Origin of the sequence: Bradyrhizobium canariense, assembly GCF_900105125.1 — a bacterium.
Classification (GTDB): Bacteria; Pseudomonadota; Alphaproteobacteria; order Rhizobiales; family Xanthobacteraceae; genus Bradyrhizobium; species Bradyrhizobium canariense_A.
This window is the reverse complement of sequence record NZ_LT629750.1, coordinates 1915697-1933788: the sequence shown is the minus strand read 5'-3', so window position 1 is coordinate 1933788 and position 18092 is coordinate 1915697. Positions and strand designations below refer to the sequence as shown.

Sequence of the window (18092 nt, the reverse complement as noted above, 5' to 3'; positions counted from 1 at the left end):
TGAGCCCACAGTGTTCATCGTTGACGACGATGCCGCAGTATTGGATTCGATTGCAGAACTGGTGATGTCGGTCGGACTGCGAGCGGCTACGTTTCGTTCCGCGCGGGAGTTTCTTGACGGGTTCGATCCCGAGCAGCCGGGTTGTCTCGTGCTTGACGTCCGCATGTCACATATCAGCGGGCCTGCGCTCCAGGACAAGTTAAACACGATTGGTGCGCGCGTTCCGATCGTGTTCATCAGCGGCCATGGAGACATCGCGGTTGCCATCAAGACCATCAAAGCCGGCGCCGTCGATTTCGTTCAAAAACCATATCGTGAGCAGCAATTGCTGGATAGCATCAACGAGGCGCTCCGCCTCGATGCCGAGTCTCGACTAGTGACCGGCACTGGCGAGGGCTTCGCCGAACGCCTGGCAACACTGACCGAACGTGAGCGCGATGTGCTGGAGCAGGTCGCTAAGGGTTTATCCAGTAAATCGATCGCCAGGGTGCTCGACATCAGCTACCGGACCGTAGAACTGCACCGCGGTCACATCATGGAAAAGCTGCGGGTCCGTTCGGCCGCCGAACTGATCCGGCTCGTGATCGAGCGACGCAATAGTTGAGCGGTCGGCGGCCGATGCGCGGCTACTATAAGGGTCCTACGTATTTCCTCATATTGTTCGTTGGCCCGACACCGATCATCCTCACCGCATGTCCTTTGACGCTCCGGCCAGTTCTGACGTGGCGGTCACCGCGTCGCCCGACCATCGTTAGCATGCCCGGATGATGAGGGCTCATGGCCGAAACCGTCTATATCGTCGATCCGCTTCCGGATGAGCGCCGTCGCATCGTAGACGCACTCGCGGGCGAGCCTGTCGTAGTAAAGAGTTACGAGGGAGCCGTACAATTCCTCAACGAAGTTGCCGCAACCGCCTCGGGATGCGTTCTCGTGCCCCTCGATCTTCCGGGTATTGGACTGCGAGCGCTGATCCACGAGATTAATCGCAGGCAACTTCCGCTCGCGGTCGTCGTGATCGGACGCGATTCGGAGTTCGCGATTGCGATCGAGTTAGTGCGCTCCGGCGCTTTCGACTTCCTTGAGCACCCGTTCTCGGATCGCCGGCTGCGATCGGTCGTGCGCTGCGCAATCAGCGGCTGCGCCTGACTGAACTCACTACAGTGCGATTCAAGTATGGCGCGTATCTTCCGAGCGCCAGCACGTGAAGTCGGTAGCTCTCATGCAAATCGGCAACAGGTATTTCCACCTATTCCAGCACGTATTCCCTGTGATGGTCCAATTCCATTCTCTACTTTAGCGTCATGTTGCGATCCCAACCCTGCCTCGGCGTGTTGCTTTTTTGTATCTTCATTTAATAGCGGCCGCCCAACGAGCGTTTGGCTCATGAGTATTTCGACCGATACTCTCGTCAAGGCCGAAAACCGGCAGCGTTCATCGGCGCCGATGGTCTTCATTCCGGGCGGCATTTTTCGGATGGGATCAGACAAGCATTATCCGGAAGAAGCGCCCGTGCATCGCGTTAGGGTTGCTGGTTTTTGGATAGATCCAACCCCTGTGACGAACCGCCAATTTCGGCACTTCGTCGAGGCGACTGGGCACATTACCTTCGCTGAGATTGCCCCCGACCCGAAGGATTATCCGGGGGCTCTGCCGCACATGCTGAAGGCTGGCTCTCTGGTCTTCAGTCCACCGGATCATCCCGTCGATCTGCGCAATTTCGCGAATTGGTGGAGCTTCACGTTCGGTGCCAATTGGCGTCGCCCATACGGCAAGGGCAGTTCGATCCGCGGCCTCGACGATCATCCGGTCGTACACATCGCGTACTCCGACGCGATGGCCTATGCGGCGTGGGCCGGCAAGGAATTGCCGACCGAGGCGGAATGGGAATTCGCCGCGCGCGGCGGGCTCGACGGCGCTGAATATGCCTGGGGTGACGAGTTCAAGCCCGGCGGCAAGCACATGGCCAACACCTGGCACGGGGAATTTCCGCATCGGAAGATCAATACGGATGGCTTCGAACGGACCTCACCGGTCGGAGCGTTTCCGCCGAATGGCCACGGCTTGCACGACATGATCGGCAATGTCTGGGAATGGACTACCGATTGGTACTCGCCCAGGCACGAAGCGGACGCACCGAAAGCTTGCTGCATTCCCGAAAATCCGCGAGGTGCTCGTGAAGATGCGAGCTACGACCCGCGCCTGTCCAACATCAGGATTCCCCGCAAAGTCATCAAGGGCGGTTCGCATTTGTGCGCACCAAACTATTGCCGCCGCTACCGCCCGGCCGCACGTCACGCAGAGCCAATCGACACCTCCACAAGTCATGTGGGGTTCCGATGCATCGTCAGGCAGGCGGGAGCAGCGCCATGACCGATGCCAATCCGCAGGAACTGGGCCTTCTGGCCAAGTTGGTCGTGGTGTTCGGCATCGTGCTGTTCGTCGCCGGCGTGCTGTGGCACGGCGTTACGGTCGCAACCTTCCAACGATTCTGGCACGACCTGGTCGAGCGGCCGGACGAGCCGATGAGGTTCCGCTTCGTCCTGCAGCCGTTGATGGCCGTGATCGCAGCTATCCACGATGGCCGCGCCGACGCGCGGGCCGGCCGCTCTCCGTATTTCATGACGGTGCTGCGCAATTCGCAGGAACGCGTTGGACGGCTGCGCGAGGGGTTGAATGCGACCGCCAGAATCATCCTTCTGGGGCTGGTGATCGACCTAATCTATCAGCTGCTCGTGCTCAAGACGTTCTATCCGAATGAGGCGCTCGTCGTCGCGTTGTTGCTTGCATTTGTACCGTACTTGCTAGTCCGAGGCCTTGTCGCGCGCATCGCGCGCAGGTGACGCGATGGCACATCCGCGCACAAATCTGGTGAGGACACCGAAATGAACGCCAGCAATGAAGCACCCGGCACGGCAGACCAACACTCCGCCCCAAGCGCGGGCAGGTTCGAGGTAAGAGTAACCTCAGACAGCCACTTTAGCTGGATCCGTACTCGCCTGAGCATCGAGCGCACGATGATGTCGTGGATACGGACTGCAACCGCGCTGATCGGCTTCGGCTTCGCGATCGTCCAGTTCTTCGAACGCCTGGAACAGATGCCCGGAGCCCGACCTGCTGCTTATCCAAGCGCACCGCGCGACCTCGGGCTGGCCCTGATCTCATGCGGTGTCCTGGCGCTACTCATCGCGGTTTGGCAGTACTTGTGGATCATTCGTTACCTTTGGGGTGGATCGTTCGCTCCAATTGCCGGACCGACAAGGGAAGGAGTGGAGACGCCGGTTCTCGCGATCGCCGTCCTCCTCATCTGCATCGGCCTGTTTGCCTTCTTTGCCGTGCTGCTGCGCCTTGTGTAGCCGCCGGGGGAAATTGCGAGTGAAAGGGGTTCCGCAGTGACTGACTCAAGCCCGACCATCGTAAACAGGTTCATCAGCATGAGCGTAAAAGCGAAGCTCTTGCCTTCGAAGGGCGGTTGCCCCTCGACAGTGGAAAACCCGCTTGTAACCAAACAAGGGAGGCGGAGATGAATCGCAGACTCGAACTCTTCAGCATCGTGTTCCTTGCGCTAAACGCGGTCGTGGTGGGCGGAGGAGTCACCTCCGCGCTTGCGGACGAGGCCGGAGTCGAGGCGCGCGTCGGCGAGTTGCGCGGCGAAATTCTGTCGCTCCTTGCGCCTGCGGGTGCCGTAGCCACGGAAACGAACCCAAATTACAAGGGCGCTGCGGCGCCCGCGCCTGCGGCTCCTGCCTCGCCTGCCGCCGCGGACTGGCCGAGCTACAACAAAACGCTGACTTCCGAGCGCTTCTCAGACCTCAGCCAGATCAACACGAAGAACGTCGCCAAGCTCAAGGTCTCATGTACCTACGACACCTGGCGATTGACCAGCTTCGAGACCGGCCTGATCATGGTGGAGGGCGCGCTCATCGGGACGACCGAATTCGATATTTTCTCGATCGACCCCTCGACCTGCGCCGAGAACTGGCGCAGGCACGAGGAATATCCGGCTTACATTATCCCGACCAATCGGGGCGCGGCTTACCTCGACGGGAGTTTGTTCCGTGGGACAGACGACGGGCGCGTGCTGGCCTACGACTTCAAAACCGGCAAGCGTCTCTGGGAGACGACGATCGCGGACGTGAAAAAGGGCGAAGACGTGCCAGCGGCACCGATCGCCTGGCAGGGCCTCGTCTTCGTCGGCAACGCCGGCGGAGACTTCAAGGGCGCCAAAGGGCACATGTACGCGCTCGACGCCAGGACCGGCAAGATTGTGTGGCAATTCTTCCTCGTGCCCAAGACCGAGGGCGATACGGTTCGCGGGCCTGAGGGCACTTCGCCGCTCGACACTTCGACTTGGAAAAACGTGCCTGGCGCTCCGATCAGCGGCGGGGGAGCCTGGACTTCTACGACCTTGGACCCGGCTTCCGGGCTCTTGTATGTGCCGGTTGGCAATCCCGCGCCTGACTACGACAACAGCGTCCGCCAGGGGGACAATCTCTTCACCGGCTCCGTCGTTGTCCTCGACGCCAAGACCGGCGCGTACAAGAACCATTTCCAGCTTGTGCCCAGGGATTGGCACGACTGGGACGTCTCCAACCCGCCGGCTTTGATCAAGACGAGGGGGGGCAAAAGGCTCATGGCGGTGGCGCCAAAGGACGGGCACCTTTACGGCTTTGATCTTGCTGACAACAAGCTCTTGTACCGGACGCCGGTGACGAGAATCGAGAATGTGGAAGAGCCCTTCGCTGTCGACAAAGACGTCCATTTTTGTCCGGGCGCGGCGGGCGGGGGGGAATGGAACAGCCCGGCCTACGACCCTGTGACCAATTTCATCTTCACCGGCCAGGTCGACTGGTGCGTGACGGTGAAGCTGCAGACCAGGGAAGAAATGGCGGCTGTCCCGCTCGGGCAGGTGTGGACGGGAGATAGAAATCTCAATCCGTTCAACGTGTTCGGAAAGTTCTCGCGTGCCGACGGCTTCTGGGCGGGATGGCTTCACGCGGTCGACGCCGACACAGGGGTGTGGAAGTGGAGGCTGAAGTCCAATTATCCGATCATGGGTGCTGTGACGCCGACCGCTGGGGGCCTTGTGTTCTTCGGTGACCTGGGCGGCAATTTCTATGCGCTTGACGCGGCGACCGGCCAGAAGCTGTGGGGCAAGAAGATCGGCGGCGCGATCGGTGGCGGGGTGATCACTTATACGGTGAACGGCACTCAAAAAGTTGCGGTGACGACCGGCTACGTAGCTCCCGCCTTTCCTGCCGAAATCAGGAGGGCAAAGATCGCGATCCTCGGTCTCGAGGGCTACTGAAGCAGCCGACGGCGCCGCCGCCGCCGCGCGAGCCAATGAGGAGTCTGGTCATGGAGCTTGATCCCGTTCTGCTGTCGCGGGTGCAGTTCGCCTTCGTCATCAGCTTCCATATCATCTTCCCGGCCTTCACGATTGGGCTCGCCGCATGGCTTGCGACTCTCGAAGGCGTGCGGTTGTGGACCGGCAACCAGCTCTATCGGCGGATCTTCGACTTCTGGCTCAAGATATTTGCTCTGTCGTTCGGCATGGGCGTGGTCAGCGGCATCGTGATGGCCTTCCAGTTCGGCACCAACTGGAGCGTACTGGCCGAGCGCACCGGATCGATCCAGGGGCCGTTGCTGGGCTATGAGACCTTCACGGCCTTCATGTTGGAAGCAACATTCTTTGGCGTCGTGCTCCTCGGTCGCGACCGCGTGCCGCCCTGGTTCTACTTTCTCTCCTGTTGCATGGTCTCGCTCGGCACCATGTTCTCGTCGTTCTGGATCCTCGCCAACAACAGTTGGATGCAGGTGCCGCTCGGCCATGTCATGGTCAACGGCAGGATCGAGCCGGGCGACTGGTGGGCCATCACCACCGGGCCCATCATGCGGATTCGATGGCCACACATGCTGCTGGCCGCCTTCTTGACCACCGGCATGGGCATCACGGCCACCGGCGCCTGGTACCTGCTGCGTGGCAAGGACGTGCCGGAGTCGCGCGCCATGCTGCGCTGGGGGCTCGGGCTCGTCGCCGTTATGATTCCGGTGCAAATGGTGTTCGGTCATTTGACCGGCATTTACGTGCTCAACTACCAGCCGGCTAAATTCGCTGCGATCGAGGCGCGCTGGAAGACCCAGCAGCCGGCAAGCGAGGTGCTGATCGCTCTGCCTGATCCATTCGAGGAGCGGAATCTCTTTGCGATCGAAATCCCAGGGCTCGGCAGCTTCATCGCCTCCGGCAATTGGACCGCGCGCGAGATTGGGCTGGAGACCTTCCCGCCCGAAGACCGCCCACCGGTGATCATTCCCTTTTTCGCGTTCCGCGTCATGGTGGGAATGGGCCTGATAATGCTCGCGGTATCTTGGTTTGGAAGCTTTCTGCGCTGGCGCGGCCGGCTGGAGAGCACTCGCTGGTTTCTGTGGGTGGCGTTCCTATCCTTCCCGAGCGGCTTCATCGCCGTGCTGGCAGGATGGTTTACCGCCGAAGTCGGCCGCCAGCCCTGGGTAGTCTACGGCCTTCTGCGTACGAAGGATGCTGTAACGCCGTCGTTGACGACGGGGGACGTGCTGTTTTCGCTGGCGTGCTACGTCATCGCCTACGCGACTATATTCGGCTTTGGTCTATTTTTCATTCACCGACTTTTGCGGGATGGCCCCGGGCGCGATGCGTCGGACCGGGCGAAAATGACTCCGGCTCGGCCGCTCGCTGTTGCAATGCAATCCTCCACGGAGGAACCGCGATGAGTGCGACGGACCCCTCAGCGCTCGCCCTGTTCTGGGTCGCCGTGATCGGCGTGGCGATTCTCGCCTATGTCGTCCTAGACGGCTTTGACCTGGGCGTCGGGATCCTTTTTGGCGCCACCAAGGACGCGGCGCTGCGCGACGAAATGATCGCCTCGATCTCTCCATTTTGGGACGGCAACGAGACTTGGCTGATCGTGGTGGGCGCCACGTTGTTCGCAGCCTTCCCCGCCGTCTACGCAGTGTTCCTGGGGGCCTTTTACATCCCGGTGCTGCTGCTCCTCTTGGGACTGATATTCCGCGGCGTCGCATTCGAATTCCGCGCTCGGGGCGCTGCACAAGGATTCTGGGATCGCAGCTTCGCTGTCGGCTCGCTCGTTGCGGCCTTTGTCCAAGGCGCAGCGGTCGGAGCCATGATCCGCGGAATACCGGTCGCGAATGGCCAGTTTTCCGGAGGCTCGTTCGACTGGGTCGCAGGGCTTCCGTTCCTGTGCGGGATCGGCCTCGTGCTTGCTTATGCGCTGCTGGGCGCGGGCTGGTTGGTCCTTAAGTCCGAAGATCCGCTACGCAGCTGGGCGCGCAGTCGCATACCGGTGCTTGCCGGTGCGGTTGTTGCGGTCCTGTGCGTTGCCGTCGTGATGGCGTTCATCGATCGGGCCCGCATGACTGGAAGCCTCTTCCTCGACCGTTCCTGGGGCTTTGTCTTTCCGCTGATCGGCATCATCGCGATCGTTGGCATTTTTTCGGGTGCGCGTCAGCTTCGCGACTCATGGCCGTTCGCCATGACGGTCGCGCTCTTCGTCGCCGCCTTTCTCTCGCTCGCGGTGATGTTCTGGCCGTACATGATCCCCTACAGCGTCACGGTGGCCGCGGCGGCAGCGCCTGAGGCTTCCTTATCTTTCCTGTTTTGGGGCGCCGGACTGTTCGTGCTGCCGGTGATCAGCGCCTACACCGCGGTCGTCTACTGGATGTTTCGCGGTAAGCAGCGCAAAGGCTACACCCCGACAAGCGCGCCGCGCTCTACCGTAAAGCGATCGTAATGCACGGAGTCATACCTCACTACTACGCCTGCAACTGCAATGCCAACAGGAGGAGATTGAAATGGCCAAGACGAAAAAGCCGAACATCCTCGTCATTTGGGGCGACGACATCGGCATCTCTAATCTGAGCTGCTATTCGCACGGCCTCATGGGTTACAAGACGCCCAACATCGACCGCATCGCCAAGGAAGGCATGATGTTCACCGATTGCTACGGCGAGCAGTCGTGCACGGCGGGACGCTCCTCCTTCATCACCGGGCAGAGCGTCTATCGCACCGGCCTCTCCAAGGTCGGCATCCCCGGCGCGCCGATCGGCATGTCGGAGAAGCTCGCGACCATCGCCGCCTGCCTCAAGAACCAGGGCTACGCGACCGCGCAGTTCGGCAAGAACCATCTCGGCGATCTCAACCGCATGCTGCCGACCAACCACGGGTTCGACGAGTTCTTCGGCAACCTCTATCACCTCAACGCCGAAGAAGAGCCGGAAATGGAGGACTACCCGAACGAGAAAGATTTCCCGAACTTCCGTAATAGGTTTGGACCGCGCGGCGTGATCCATTCCTGGGCGACCGACAAGGACGACCCGACCGACGAACCGCGTTGGGGCAAAGTGGGAAAACAGAGAGTGACCGACACCGGCCCGCTCACCAAAAAGCGCATGGAAACCTGCGACGACGAATTTATTGCGGCAGCCAAAGATTTCATGAAGCGCCAGAACGGCGAGGGGAAGCCCTTCTTCGTCTGGCTGAACACGACCCACATGCATCTCTACACCCATCCAAAGCCCGAGAACAAAGGACAGGCGGGACGCTGGCAGTCCCCCTATCACGACACGATGGTTGACCACGACAAGAACATCGGCCAGGTGCTCGATTATCTCGACCAGCTCGGCATCGCCGACAACACTTTCGTCATGTATTCGACTGACAACGGCCCCCACATGAACTCGTGGCCGGATGGCGGCATGACGCCGTTCCGCAGCGAGAAGAACACCAACTGGGAGGGCGCCTTCCGGGTCCCGATGGTGGTGCGCTGGCCGGGCAAGATCAAGCCGGGCCAAGTCTCGAACGGGATCGTCCAGCATCACGACTGGTTCCCGACCTTCCTCGCCATGGCCGGCGATCCGGATGTCGTCGAGAAGCTGAAGAGCGGTTATCAGGCGATCGGCCGCACCTACAAGAACCACATCGACGGCTACAATCTTGTGCCCTACCTCACCGGCGAGGCAAAGGAGAGCCCGCGCGAGTTCTTCATGTATTTGAGCGATGACGGCGACGTGCTGGGCTTGCGCTACGACAATTGGAAGATGGCGTTCATGGAGCAGCGGTGCCACGGCACGCTACAGGTCTGGGCGGAGCCGTTCACCCGGCTCAGAATACCGAAGATGTTCAATCTTCGCACCGACCCTTACGAGCGGGCGGATCAGACGTCCAACACCTACTGGGAGTGGTACATTCATCACATTTACCTGTTGTACGGAGCGCAGGCGGCCGCCGCCCAATGGGCGGCGACCTTCAAGGACTTCCCGCCGGTTCAGAAGCCCAACACCTTCACCCTCGACGACGCGTTGAGGATGATGCACGAAACCGCCTCCGGAATGCATTGAGCCCACATTCGGCTTCGGGCGGCAGGCTTTTGGCCTGCCGCCTGTGGCGCTCGACGTTGAGCGGCTAGGGGCGGGCGCTGAGGCCGGAAATCCGAGGAGGTCCGACGTGAACCGCAGCGAAGAAGTCCGCGACTTCTACGAAAGGATGCCCTATCCGGCCCCACGCACCAGTCTGGACGCGCACCGCGACCACTACAAGAACCCGGACCGTCGCCGGGCCGAATTCCATCTGATGTGGCCGGCCAAGCAACCGCAGGGAGGACAAGAAATCCTGATTGCCGGATGCGGTACTTCGCAGGCCGCGCGGTACGCGCTTCGCGAGCCCGATGCTCGAATCACGGCGATCGACATCAGCGACACGAGCCTGCGTCACACGCGCGATCTTCAGCGCAAGTACAATCTCGAGAACCTCGAGCTCCATCAACTGCCGATCGAGAGCGTCCAGGAGCTTGGGCGCTGCTTCGACCTCGTGGTCTGCACAGGCGTGCTGCATCACTTGCCCGACCCGGATCACGGCCTTCGCGCCCTTCGCGATGTGCTGCGTCCGGGCGGCGCGATGCGCCTGATGGTCTACGCACGCTACGGCCGGGCCGGGATCTACATGATGCAGGAGTACTGCGGCCTGCTCGGAATCAGCCCGTCGGCAGAGGATCTACGAGATCTCGGCGCCGCAATCGAAGCATTGCCGGCGGACCACCCGATTTCAGGCCTGCTGCGCCGGGCGGCGGATTTCCGGCGGCCGGAAGCGATGGCGGACGCACTCCTCCATCCCCAAGATCGCGCCTACACCGTCCCGGAACTGTATGCATGGCTCGATCGGTGCGGCATGTCCTTCGGTCGCTGGATCGAGCAGGCTCCCTACCTGGCCCAATGCGGGATGGTGGCGCGCAGCCCGCACGCCGCGCGCCTGGCTTCGTTGCCCTCGCGACTGCAGCACGCCGCCGTCGAGCTCTTCCGTGGAACGATGGTCTCGCACAACTTCATCGCGTACCGAGACGATCGTTCCGATGTGGGCCAGCCGATTAACTTTGCCGGCGATGCATGGCGCGACTACGTTCCCGTTGCGCTGCCGTGGACGGTGTGCGTTCGGGAACGTCTGCCTCCTGGTAGCGCCGCGGTGTTGATAAACCGGAGGCACAAGTTCACCGATCTTGTTTGTACGGTCGACTCTTTCGAGGAACGGCTGCTCGGCACCATCGACGGGAACCGAACCCTGGCCGAAATTCTGCAATTTGCAGAGCAGGACGGCGACGGCGAGCGCCGAGTCCTGAGGTTCTTCGAGCGCCTTTGGCAATACGACCAAGTGGTCTTTGACGCATCGCGCGCCGCCGCAAAGCTTCGGGACCGTGAGAAGGAGACACAATGAATACGCCAGACTGCGCGACCGCCTCATATCCAGTTTTAAGGTTGTCAACGGAAGGATTGTTGGTAGCCATTTCCGAGTTCTAGTTCCCCCCAATTCGGAACGCGAATGACCCCAGAGCAGAGACGAGAGAGCGACCGAGATAGCGGCCATGGCAGCCTCCTGGTGCTTGCTGTTTTGGCGCTCATCGTTGGCGCAGTTTCAGGTTTGGTGGGAGCGCTCTTCCTGCTCTTGCTTGAACGGGCGGACAGGTTTCGCGATGCCGTCATTGTCTGGGCGCATTCGGAAGGTTTCGCCGGCTTTTTGGTCGTTAGCGTTGCTTGTGCGGCCGGGGCGGGGGTAGCGGCCTGGCTGGTTCGCCGCTACTCGCCTCACGCGTCAGGCAGCGGCATCCCACACGTCGAGGCGGTGCTGAACGAGGAGCTGCCGCAGGCGCCGTTTCGCATCATACCGGTGAAGTTCGTTGCCGGGGTGCTGGCGATCGGTTCGGGGCTCGCACTCGGCCGTGAAGGCCCGAGCGTCCAGATGGCGGCGACCATCGGGCATCTTGTCGGCAAGGAGTTTCGACGCAGCTGGCCTGACTGCAGAGTGTTGCTTGCCGCCGGCGCGGGAGCAGGGCTAGCCACTGCGTTCAACGCGCCGATTGCCGGCGCCATTTTCGTCCTGGAGGAGTTGGTGCGGCGATTCGAACTACGGGTTGCGATAGCGGCGCTCGGCGCATCGGCGACCGCCATCTCCGTGTCCCGTGTGCTCCTCGGCGACACGGCAGACTTCCATGTTGAAGCGTTGGCCTATGCTGGTGCCGCAACGAGGCCGCTCTACTTTATCCTTGGGGCGGTCGCCGGACTTGTGGCGATCGTCTATAATCGCTTGCTGCTTGGAACCATTGCGACGATCGATCGGTTCGACCGATGGCCTGTCGAGCTGCGTGCGGGTCTTATCGGCGCAGCAGTTGGAATGCTGGCTTGGTTCGCGCCCAACCTTGTAGGGGGCGGCGATGCGATTACGCAGCGCGCTCTCGCCGGGGCCGATACGCTCGCCGTGCTACCCCTCGTTTTCCTGCTCAGGCTCGGGCTCGGCGCCATATCGTATGCGGCGGGGACGCCGGGGGGCCTGTTTGCTCCCATGCTTGTACTGGGAGCGCAACTCGGATTGTTGTTCGGACAGCTCTGCCAGCTGGTATTTCCAGATCTGAACATTCAACCTGAGGGATTCGCGGTGGTCGGGATGGCCGCCTTTTTCACCGGTGTTGTCCGCGCCCCGCTGACTGGCATCGTCCTTGTCGTCGAGATGACGGCAAACGTCACAATGCTGTTGCCGATGTTGGGCGCCTGTTTCATGGCTATGCTGGCACCAACTTTGATGCGCGATCCGCCAATCTACGAATCGTTGCGGGAGCGCACTCTCGAGCGCGAAAGAACACGCCTTAAGTAGCGGAACGCGCAGCTCCGAGATTGACTACGGTTTGCCTTGTCGTCTTCAGAGTCGTGGTTGCAATCTGCCAGAGTGCCGGTCGCTACCGCATATCCGCGGGGCGTCGAATCTCGGCCGTCGATCATCATCGCCGGGGCTAATCCTTTTGCTATGCAAAAATCTTGATCGCAATCATGAGAGGATCTTGCGGAATGCCGCGCCGGTTGTCCCTGGGCCTCGGTCGTGCGTCCCTGTTCGTCGGTTTCTTTGTTGCTATGGGAAGCGGTGCTACTCTTCCATCTTGATATTGACTGCCTTGGCAACCTCAGTCCATCGCGGCGATGCCGGCTGACTGAATGCGTAATCTCCTCCGAAGAGTTGACGAAGTATTTGACGCCGAGCGGTTTCAGACGGTTGATCACATCCATTGAAATATAGCGTGTCTTGACGTCTTAGCGCGGAAGTCAGCAGCCCTTGCACGTCGGCAACAGGTGTTCCTACGTACTCCAACACGTGTTCCCTGCAATGGTTCAACGCAATTCCGTTCCTTAGTGTCAGGCTGCGATCTAAACGCCGCCTTGGCGGGTTGCACGTCAGTCGCGACCGCACAACAGGGGTTCTGCTGGATGAGTATTAAGTCCGGCGAGCGCCGATATTGCGGCCAGGAGATCAGATATGAGCGACCCGGCTCTGCCATCGTTCCGCTACCGCTTGGAACAGCAACCGCCGCGCACTAGCTGTGGCGGTCTCGTACGGGGCGCATCTGTCCGGCAGTTCCCTGTTAGCCAGGGCATCGGCGGCGCCTCTATGCGCTTGCAACCCGGTTGCCTGCGCGAACTGCATTGGCACACGACTGCTGCGGAGTTGGGTTACGTCGTATCTGGCAGTTGCCGCACCACTGTATTGAGCCCCGACGGAGCGGCGACCGATACGTTCGGACCGGGCGATGTTTGGTATTTCCCTAGCGGCTGGGGTCATTCCATCCTGGGGACCGGGCCAGGCGAGTGCCATTTCATTCTGATGTTCGACAACGGCGCCTTCTCTGAGGATCATACACTTAGCATCACTGATTGGTTGGCCCATACGTCGCCTGCCATCGTCTCACAGAACCTCGGCCTCGGCATGGAGTGGACGGCCAAGATTCCGAAGGGAGAGACTTACTTTGCAGAGCGGCCCATTCTCGATGACTCCTTCGCACGTGCTACGCCCGGGCGAAGCCGACCCTTTCAACGACGCACCGCTATCCATTGGGCGCTCAGCAGCCGCAGCGCGTGCCGGGCGGCGGTGCACAGTGGAAGGTTACCGCGGACGAGTTTCCGATCTCGACCACATTGTCCGTCTCGGTGCTGGAGATCGAGCCGGGCGCCATGCGTGAACTTCACTGGCATCCCCATGCCGACGAGTGGCAATACTATCTTGAGGGTGCGGCTGAGATGGGTGTTTATTTGGGGATGGGTCACGCAGTGACCGAACAATTCGAGACAGGTGACATCGGTTACGTGCCGATGGGCGCCGGACACTACATCCGCAACACCGGTAGCGGCATCTTGCGCTTGCTGGCCGGATTCAACAACGGGCACTATCGTTCCCACGACCTCAGCGCATGGGTAGCCTCGAATCCGCCCGATGTGTTGGCTGCCAATTTAGGCCTGCCACGAAACGTCGCGGAAGCGCTTCCTAAGGAGAGGCTCTTTATCGCACGCCCCCCAGATGCGCGATGACAAGTCGCTCCTCCACGAGTCATGTGGGCTTTCGATGCATCAGGCGAGGAGCCTCGATGCGTCATAAACAGGAGAGTACCGCCATGTTTGACTGCATATTCGAGCAAAGACCGTCTGGTACCCGAAACGCGCCGCGCAAGACGGCAGCCGGGAATCGCATCGGCTGGATGATCATCGCCATTGGGCTATGCGGCGGCGGCTTTGGTCTGCCGCGACGAGCAATTTCCCGTGCATCCACCGGGCGCTGACCGAAGGCGCCATCTGCAGGAGGGCTCCAGAATGAAGAAGACATTTGCTGCCTTCGTCGCGGTCGCAACGATCGCTGGTTCGCTCGCCGCGACGCCAGCTAGCGCGCAGCGTGGCGTCGCTGCAGGCGTCGCGGTTCCGGGCTACAATTCTGGGCCCGGCTATTCGTATGCACCAGGTCGCGGGCACATTTACGATGATTTTGGCAGTTGCGAATGGGTGACACAGCGTTTCTGGGACGGCCATGGCTGGCGGGTCCGCCGGGTGCGAGTCTGCGGCTGATCCGCGATTACGGCGAGATTGAACGGCTCATAGCATTCATCGACGTCGAGCGGAGGCATAAGCGATCCGGGACGGCTTCGAGCGAGAGCGCGCCGCGGTTGCGGCGTGGATGGCCGAGGCAGATTGGCTTCAGAAAGTCGATTGGGGCTTGACCGCAGAAATGCAGGTGAGCTGGATTTCGCGATCATCGTCAGTAATCAGCGATTCAGGCTTCGGATGATGCGAGCATCGGGGTTCCGAGAGCCCCGATACTGTCGATGGCATTGCTGAACTCTGTCTGGGCGCTACATGCCTTTGGTGGTCCATTTGCTGCGCGTCTTTAGAGCGTCGAGGCGCGGCGTGGCGCCATCGGTGTGGTGTACAAATGCGCGGTGTTCATCGGGGACCAAATCCTTCGATGAGTCCGAGCAGCCTATCCGCGATATCTGCGGCGTGTTCGAGGTTCTTTCTGATCTCGCTCGGGGGTGATACTGGAGCTTCGGCAAATCGGCGGTAGAGGTCGGGCTTGTTCTCGATTGGCAGACGCGCGGCATCCGGCAATTTCAGCCGCGCAGGAAATGCCCTGTTTTGCGTGCTTGCCAAGGCCGGGACTGAGCTAGTAGAACCGCACCGACATGCGGCGATTTCGCGCAAATCCCGCTTAAGCTTGATTATCCAGCTCGCCTATCAAGATATTGATTTTACTGGATAATTATTGGGGAATGGTGTAACGGTAGCACAACAGACTCTGACTCTGTTTGTCTAGGTTCGAATCCTAGTTCCCCAGCCAGCGCTAACCGACTGAGATCCTTGATGCCTTCCGGAAAGGCCTGTCCCCGACGGGCCTTTCTATGTTGCGCTTATGTCACGTAGCCTTTGTTGATTTTTAAGGCTTTTTATTATCTAAGGGTGTCTCGACGCGACACGCTCGCGACATGTCCGAGGCTGGCTGCCGATGACGGACGAGCAGTGTTCTACCCTCACCGTTCGGTGCGCGGGCGAAGCAATGGCCGTCTTTGTGAGACCTGTGTGACGGCCGGGTTTCTGACGAGCGGTGATGTCCGTACCGGACGCCGCCACGATCGCGATCGGGAAGCCTGTAACCTTGCCAAGGGCGTCGCGCCGGCATCCATCTCCTTACGACAATAGTCGAAGGACGCGTTGGCCGGCTCGTTCTTGATCGCAAGGTGTGTGTGCTTGAACGCCCCGGCGTTGCTTATCCGCAAGGCAACTGCACCGTCCAGCCAATCACCGACGCAACTCGCAAGCGACACTTGCGCGCGCAAACCGCCGGCAACTTGCCGATGCCAGGCGGGCATGCGATGCTGAAGCACCAAAAATATGGGGAGCGAAGGCAATGACCTTCGCGCGTCTCGGGCCGTAAGAAGTCCGACGTTGGATGGGAATGTTTTGGAGAGTATCAGCATGAGATTCAAGCACGTCCTCGGGCTGCTTTGTGCGGCTTCGATTTCTGTCGCGCTGGCCGGCGCGGCTTCTGCGCAGGACAAAACCGTCAAGATCGGTGCGGTTTTTCCGCTGAGCGGCAACGCCGCCAGCGCCGGCATTCATGCCAAGTTCGCGATCGAGACCGCGATGGACATCATCAACAACGCGCATCCCGAGCTCGGCAATTTCCCGCTCGCCAAGAATGCCGGATTGGCCGGCCTTGGCGGCGCCAAGGTCGAAGTGGTGTTCGCAGACAATCAGGGCAGCCCCGCCACGGGTCAGAACCAGACGCTTCGTCTGATCACCGAGGAGAAGGTGGTCGCGCTGACCGGCGCCTATCAATCGGGCATTACACTCACGGCGAGTGCGATTGCGGAAAAGTACGGAATTCCTTTCGTCAATGGTGAATCGGTTGCCGCCAATCTCACCGAACGCGGTTTCAAATGGTTCTTCCGCACCACGCCGGTGGCGTCCGACTTCGCCAAGATCTACTACGACTTTCTAAAGGACATGAAAGCCGCCGGCGTAAAGACCGACAATGTGGCGCTGGTGCATGACAACACCGAATACGGCACCTCGGTCGCAAGCGTCGTCACCAATGTGTTCAAGGAAAACGGCCAGAGCATCGCTCTCGATATCGCCTACGCGGTCAATGCGACCGACGTGCAGAGCCAGGTGCTGCAGCTCAAGGAGAAGAAGCCCGACGTCGTGATCATGATCGCCTATGCCTCGGATGCGATCCTTTATCAGAAGACGATGCAGGCGCTGGACTACAAGCCGCCGATGATCATCGCCGACGATTCCGGCTATTCCGATCCGTCCTTCATCAAGGCGGTCGGCAAGATTTCGCAGGGCGTATTCAATCGCTCGTCGTGGAGCGTCGGACCTCCGGGTTCACCGACGGCCATTATTGCCGACATGTACAAGAAAAAGAGCGGCGACGAGATGGACGACACCGCCGGGCGTCAGATGCAGGCCTTCTTCGTGCTGGTCGATGCGATCGACCGCGCCGGCTCGACCGATCCCGCCAAGATCCAGGCGGCGCTGAAGGCGACCGACCTCAAGCCCGACCAGCTCATGATGGGCTACAAGGGCGTGAAGTTCGACGACAAGGGACAGAACATCCTCGCATCAGGTCTGATCATTCAGTTGCAGGATGGCGAGAACTATGTCGCCGTCTGGCCGAAACCCAATGCCGAGAAGGCGCCAGTGACGCCCTACAAGGGCTGGTGAGAAAAAGGGGCGGGGAGAGTTCATCCCCGCCCAGTTTTTGTTCTTGCCGAGGCTTTCGTTCGCGTGGACGATCGGCTGACTCTGGCGATCGATTGCTCGAAGTAATCCCGTTGGCAACCGTCCAATCGTAAAGACGCGCGGCTTCATGTCCTCCATTCTTGTTCAGGTAATTGTCGGCGGCCTTTTACTGGGCGCGGTGTATGCGCTGTTTTCCTCCGGCCTCACGCTGATCTGGGGCATGATGAACATCGTCAATTTCGCGCATGGCGATTTCGTCATGCTCGGAATGTATGTTGCGTTCGTGGTCTGGACGCTGTTCGGCGCGGGGCCGATCGTTGGTGCGCCTGTTGCCGTGCTTGTGTTGGCGACGCTCGGCGTGATCGTCTATTTCGCGCTTATCCGCAGCATCATGAAAGGGCCGATGCTGGCCCAGATCCTCGGCACGTTCGGACTCGCGCTGCTGTTGCGCTACGCCGCATTCTGGTGGTTCGGAGCCAATTTCCTGTCGTTGCCGGAGAATATCGTCGGCGGCACCTTCGATGTATTCGGGATCCGTATCCAGGCCTCGCGGCTGCTGGCAGGCGTCGTTGCCTTGGTCGTGACCGGTGGGCTTCATGTGCTGCTCACGCGCACCACGCTGGGCTCGAAGATGCTGGCAGTCTCCGAGGATTCCGCCGCCGCGCAGCTGATGGGTATCCGTCCCGACACCATGCAGGCGATCGCCTGGGCCATTGCGGCCGGCGTGACCGGTATCGCGGGCGCACTGATCGCGACGTTCTTCTACATCGTGCCGACGGTCGGCGAGACCTTAGGCATTGTCGCCTTCGTCACGGTATCGCTCGGCGGCTTCGGCAGCGTGCCGGGCGCGCTGGTGGCAGGCCTGCTGATCGGTGTGATTGAATCCTTGTCGGCCTACTGGATCGGCGCGGTCTACAAGGACATCGTGGTCTATTCGCTGTTCCTCTGCTTCCTCTGGTTCAGGCCGCAAGGCCTGATGGGGAAGACATGATGGGGAAGAT

At 60.6% G+C, this 18092-nt stretch carries 16 protein-coding genes, 1 tRNA gene and 1 pseudogene; all 18 read left to right on the top strand.

Features of this window, described 5'->3' with window-relative positions; all coding sequences use genetic code 11:
* Positions 1 to 10: 10 nt before the first annotated feature.
* On the top strand, positions 11 to 604 hold the full coding sequence (locus BLV09_RS09475; RefSeq protein ID WP_197685030.1) for a response regulator transcription factor: 594 nt from the start codon (positions 11 to 13) through the stop codon (positions 602 to 604).
* 173 nt (positions 605 to 777) lie between these two features.
* Positions 778 to 1146 carry a response regulator gene (locus BLV09_RS09470; protein WP_100381265.1) on the top strand — a complete coding sequence of 123 codons (369 nt, stop codon included), beginning with the start codon at positions 778 to 780 and terminating at the stop codon, positions 1144 to 1146.
* Between the two features lie 297 nt (positions 1147 to 1443).
* On the top strand, positions 1444 to 2370 hold the full coding sequence (locus tag BLV09_RS09465) for a formylglycine-generating enzyme family protein (protein WP_433994413.1): 927 nt from the start codon (positions 1444 to 1446) through the stop codon (positions 2368 to 2370).
* Positions 2367 to 2840, top strand: a complete 474-nt coding sequence (locus BLV09_RS37970) for a hypothetical protein (RefSeq protein WP_244549015.1) — start codon at positions 2367 to 2369, stop codon at positions 2838 to 2840. Before BLV09_RS09465 ends, BLV09_RS37970 begins: the two co-directional genes overlap by 4 nt.
* A gap of 42 nt (positions 2841 to 2882) precedes the next feature.
* On the top strand, positions 2883 to 3353 hold the full coding sequence (locus BLV09_RS09455) for a YidH family protein (protein ID WP_146687095.1): 471 nt from the start codon (positions 2883 to 2885) through the stop codon (positions 3351 to 3353).
* A gap of 167 nt (positions 3354 to 3520) precedes the next feature.
* Positions 3521 to 5305: a pyrroloquinoline quinone-dependent dehydrogenase gene (locus tag BLV09_RS09450; RefSeq protein ID WP_146687094.1), complete on the top strand. Its 1785-nt coding sequence runs from the start codon at positions 3521 to 3523 to the stop codon at positions 5303 to 5305.
* Between the two features lie 50 nt (positions 5306 to 5355).
* Positions 5356 to 6747, top strand: coding sequence for a cytochrome ubiquinol oxidase subunit I (locus tag BLV09_RS09445; protein ID WP_146687093.1), 1392 nt, complete (start codon positions 5356 to 5358; stop codon positions 6745 to 6747).
* Positions 6744 to 7784 carry a cytochrome d ubiquinol oxidase subunit II gene (gene cydB / locus BLV09_RS09440; RefSeq protein WP_146687092.1) on the top strand — a complete coding sequence of 347 codons (1041 nt, stop codon included), beginning with the start codon at positions 6744 to 6746 and terminating at the stop codon, positions 7782 to 7784. Before BLV09_RS09445 ends, cydB begins: the two co-directional genes overlap by 4 nt.
* A gap of 61 nt (positions 7785 to 7845) precedes the next feature.
* Positions 7846 to 9390, top strand: a complete 1545-nt coding sequence (locus tag BLV09_RS09435) for an arylsulfatase (RefSeq protein ID WP_100381270.1) — start codon at positions 7846 to 7848, stop codon at positions 9388 to 9390.
* Between the two features lie 106 nt (positions 9391 to 9496).
* Positions 9497 to 10756 (top strand): class I SAM-dependent methyltransferase, encoded by a 1260-nt coding sequence (locus BLV09_RS09430; protein ID WP_146687091.1) that lies wholly within the window; start codon positions 9497 to 9499, stop codon positions 10754 to 10756.
* Between the two features lie 105 nt (positions 10757 to 10861).
* Positions 10862 to 12187 carry a H(+)/Cl(-) exchange transporter ClcA gene (clcA, locus tag BLV09_RS09425; protein WP_146687090.1) on the top strand — a complete coding sequence of 442 codons (1326 nt, stop codon included), beginning with the start codon at positions 10862 to 10864 and terminating at the stop codon, positions 12185 to 12187.
* Positions 12188 to 12841: 654 nt separating this feature from the next.
* Positions 12842 to 13228: pseudogene (locus BLV09_RS37965) on the top strand (cupin domain-containing protein); the annotation flags it as partial.
* A 185-nt stretch (positions 13229 to 13413) separates the two neighbouring features.
* Positions 13414 to 13887: a cupin domain-containing protein gene (locus BLV09_RS37960; RefSeq protein ID WP_244549014.1), complete on the top strand. Its 474-nt coding sequence runs from the start codon at positions 13414 to 13416 to the stop codon at positions 13885 to 13887.
* A gap of 279 nt (positions 13888 to 14166) precedes the next feature.
* Positions 14167 to 14415: a hypothetical protein gene (locus BLV09_RS09415; protein WP_100386814.1), complete on the top strand. Its 249-nt coding sequence runs from the start codon at positions 14167 to 14169 to the stop codon at positions 14413 to 14415.
* 505 nt (positions 14416 to 14920) lie between these two features.
* Positions 14921 to 15106: a hypothetical protein gene (locus BLV09_RS09410; protein WP_146687089.1), complete on the top strand. Its 186-nt coding sequence runs from the start codon at positions 14921 to 14923 to the stop codon at positions 15104 to 15106.
* 4 nt (positions 15107 to 15110) lie between these two features.
* A tRNA-Gln gene (locus tag BLV09_RS09405) sits at positions 15111 to 15184 on the top strand.
* A gap of 635 nt (positions 15185 to 15819) precedes the next feature.
* Entirely contained in the window at positions 15820 to 17073 is a 1254-nt protein-coding gene (locus BLV09_RS09400; RefSeq protein ID WP_146687088.1) for an ABC transporter substrate-binding protein, read from the top strand.
* 145 nt (positions 17074 to 17218) lie between these two features.
* On the top strand, positions 17219 to 18082 hold the full coding sequence (locus tag BLV09_RS09395; protein WP_146687087.1) for a branched-chain amino acid ABC transporter permease: 864 nt from the start codon (positions 17219 to 17221) through the stop codon (positions 18080 to 18082).
* The last annotated feature ends 10 nt before the right edge of the window (positions 18083 to 18092 follow it).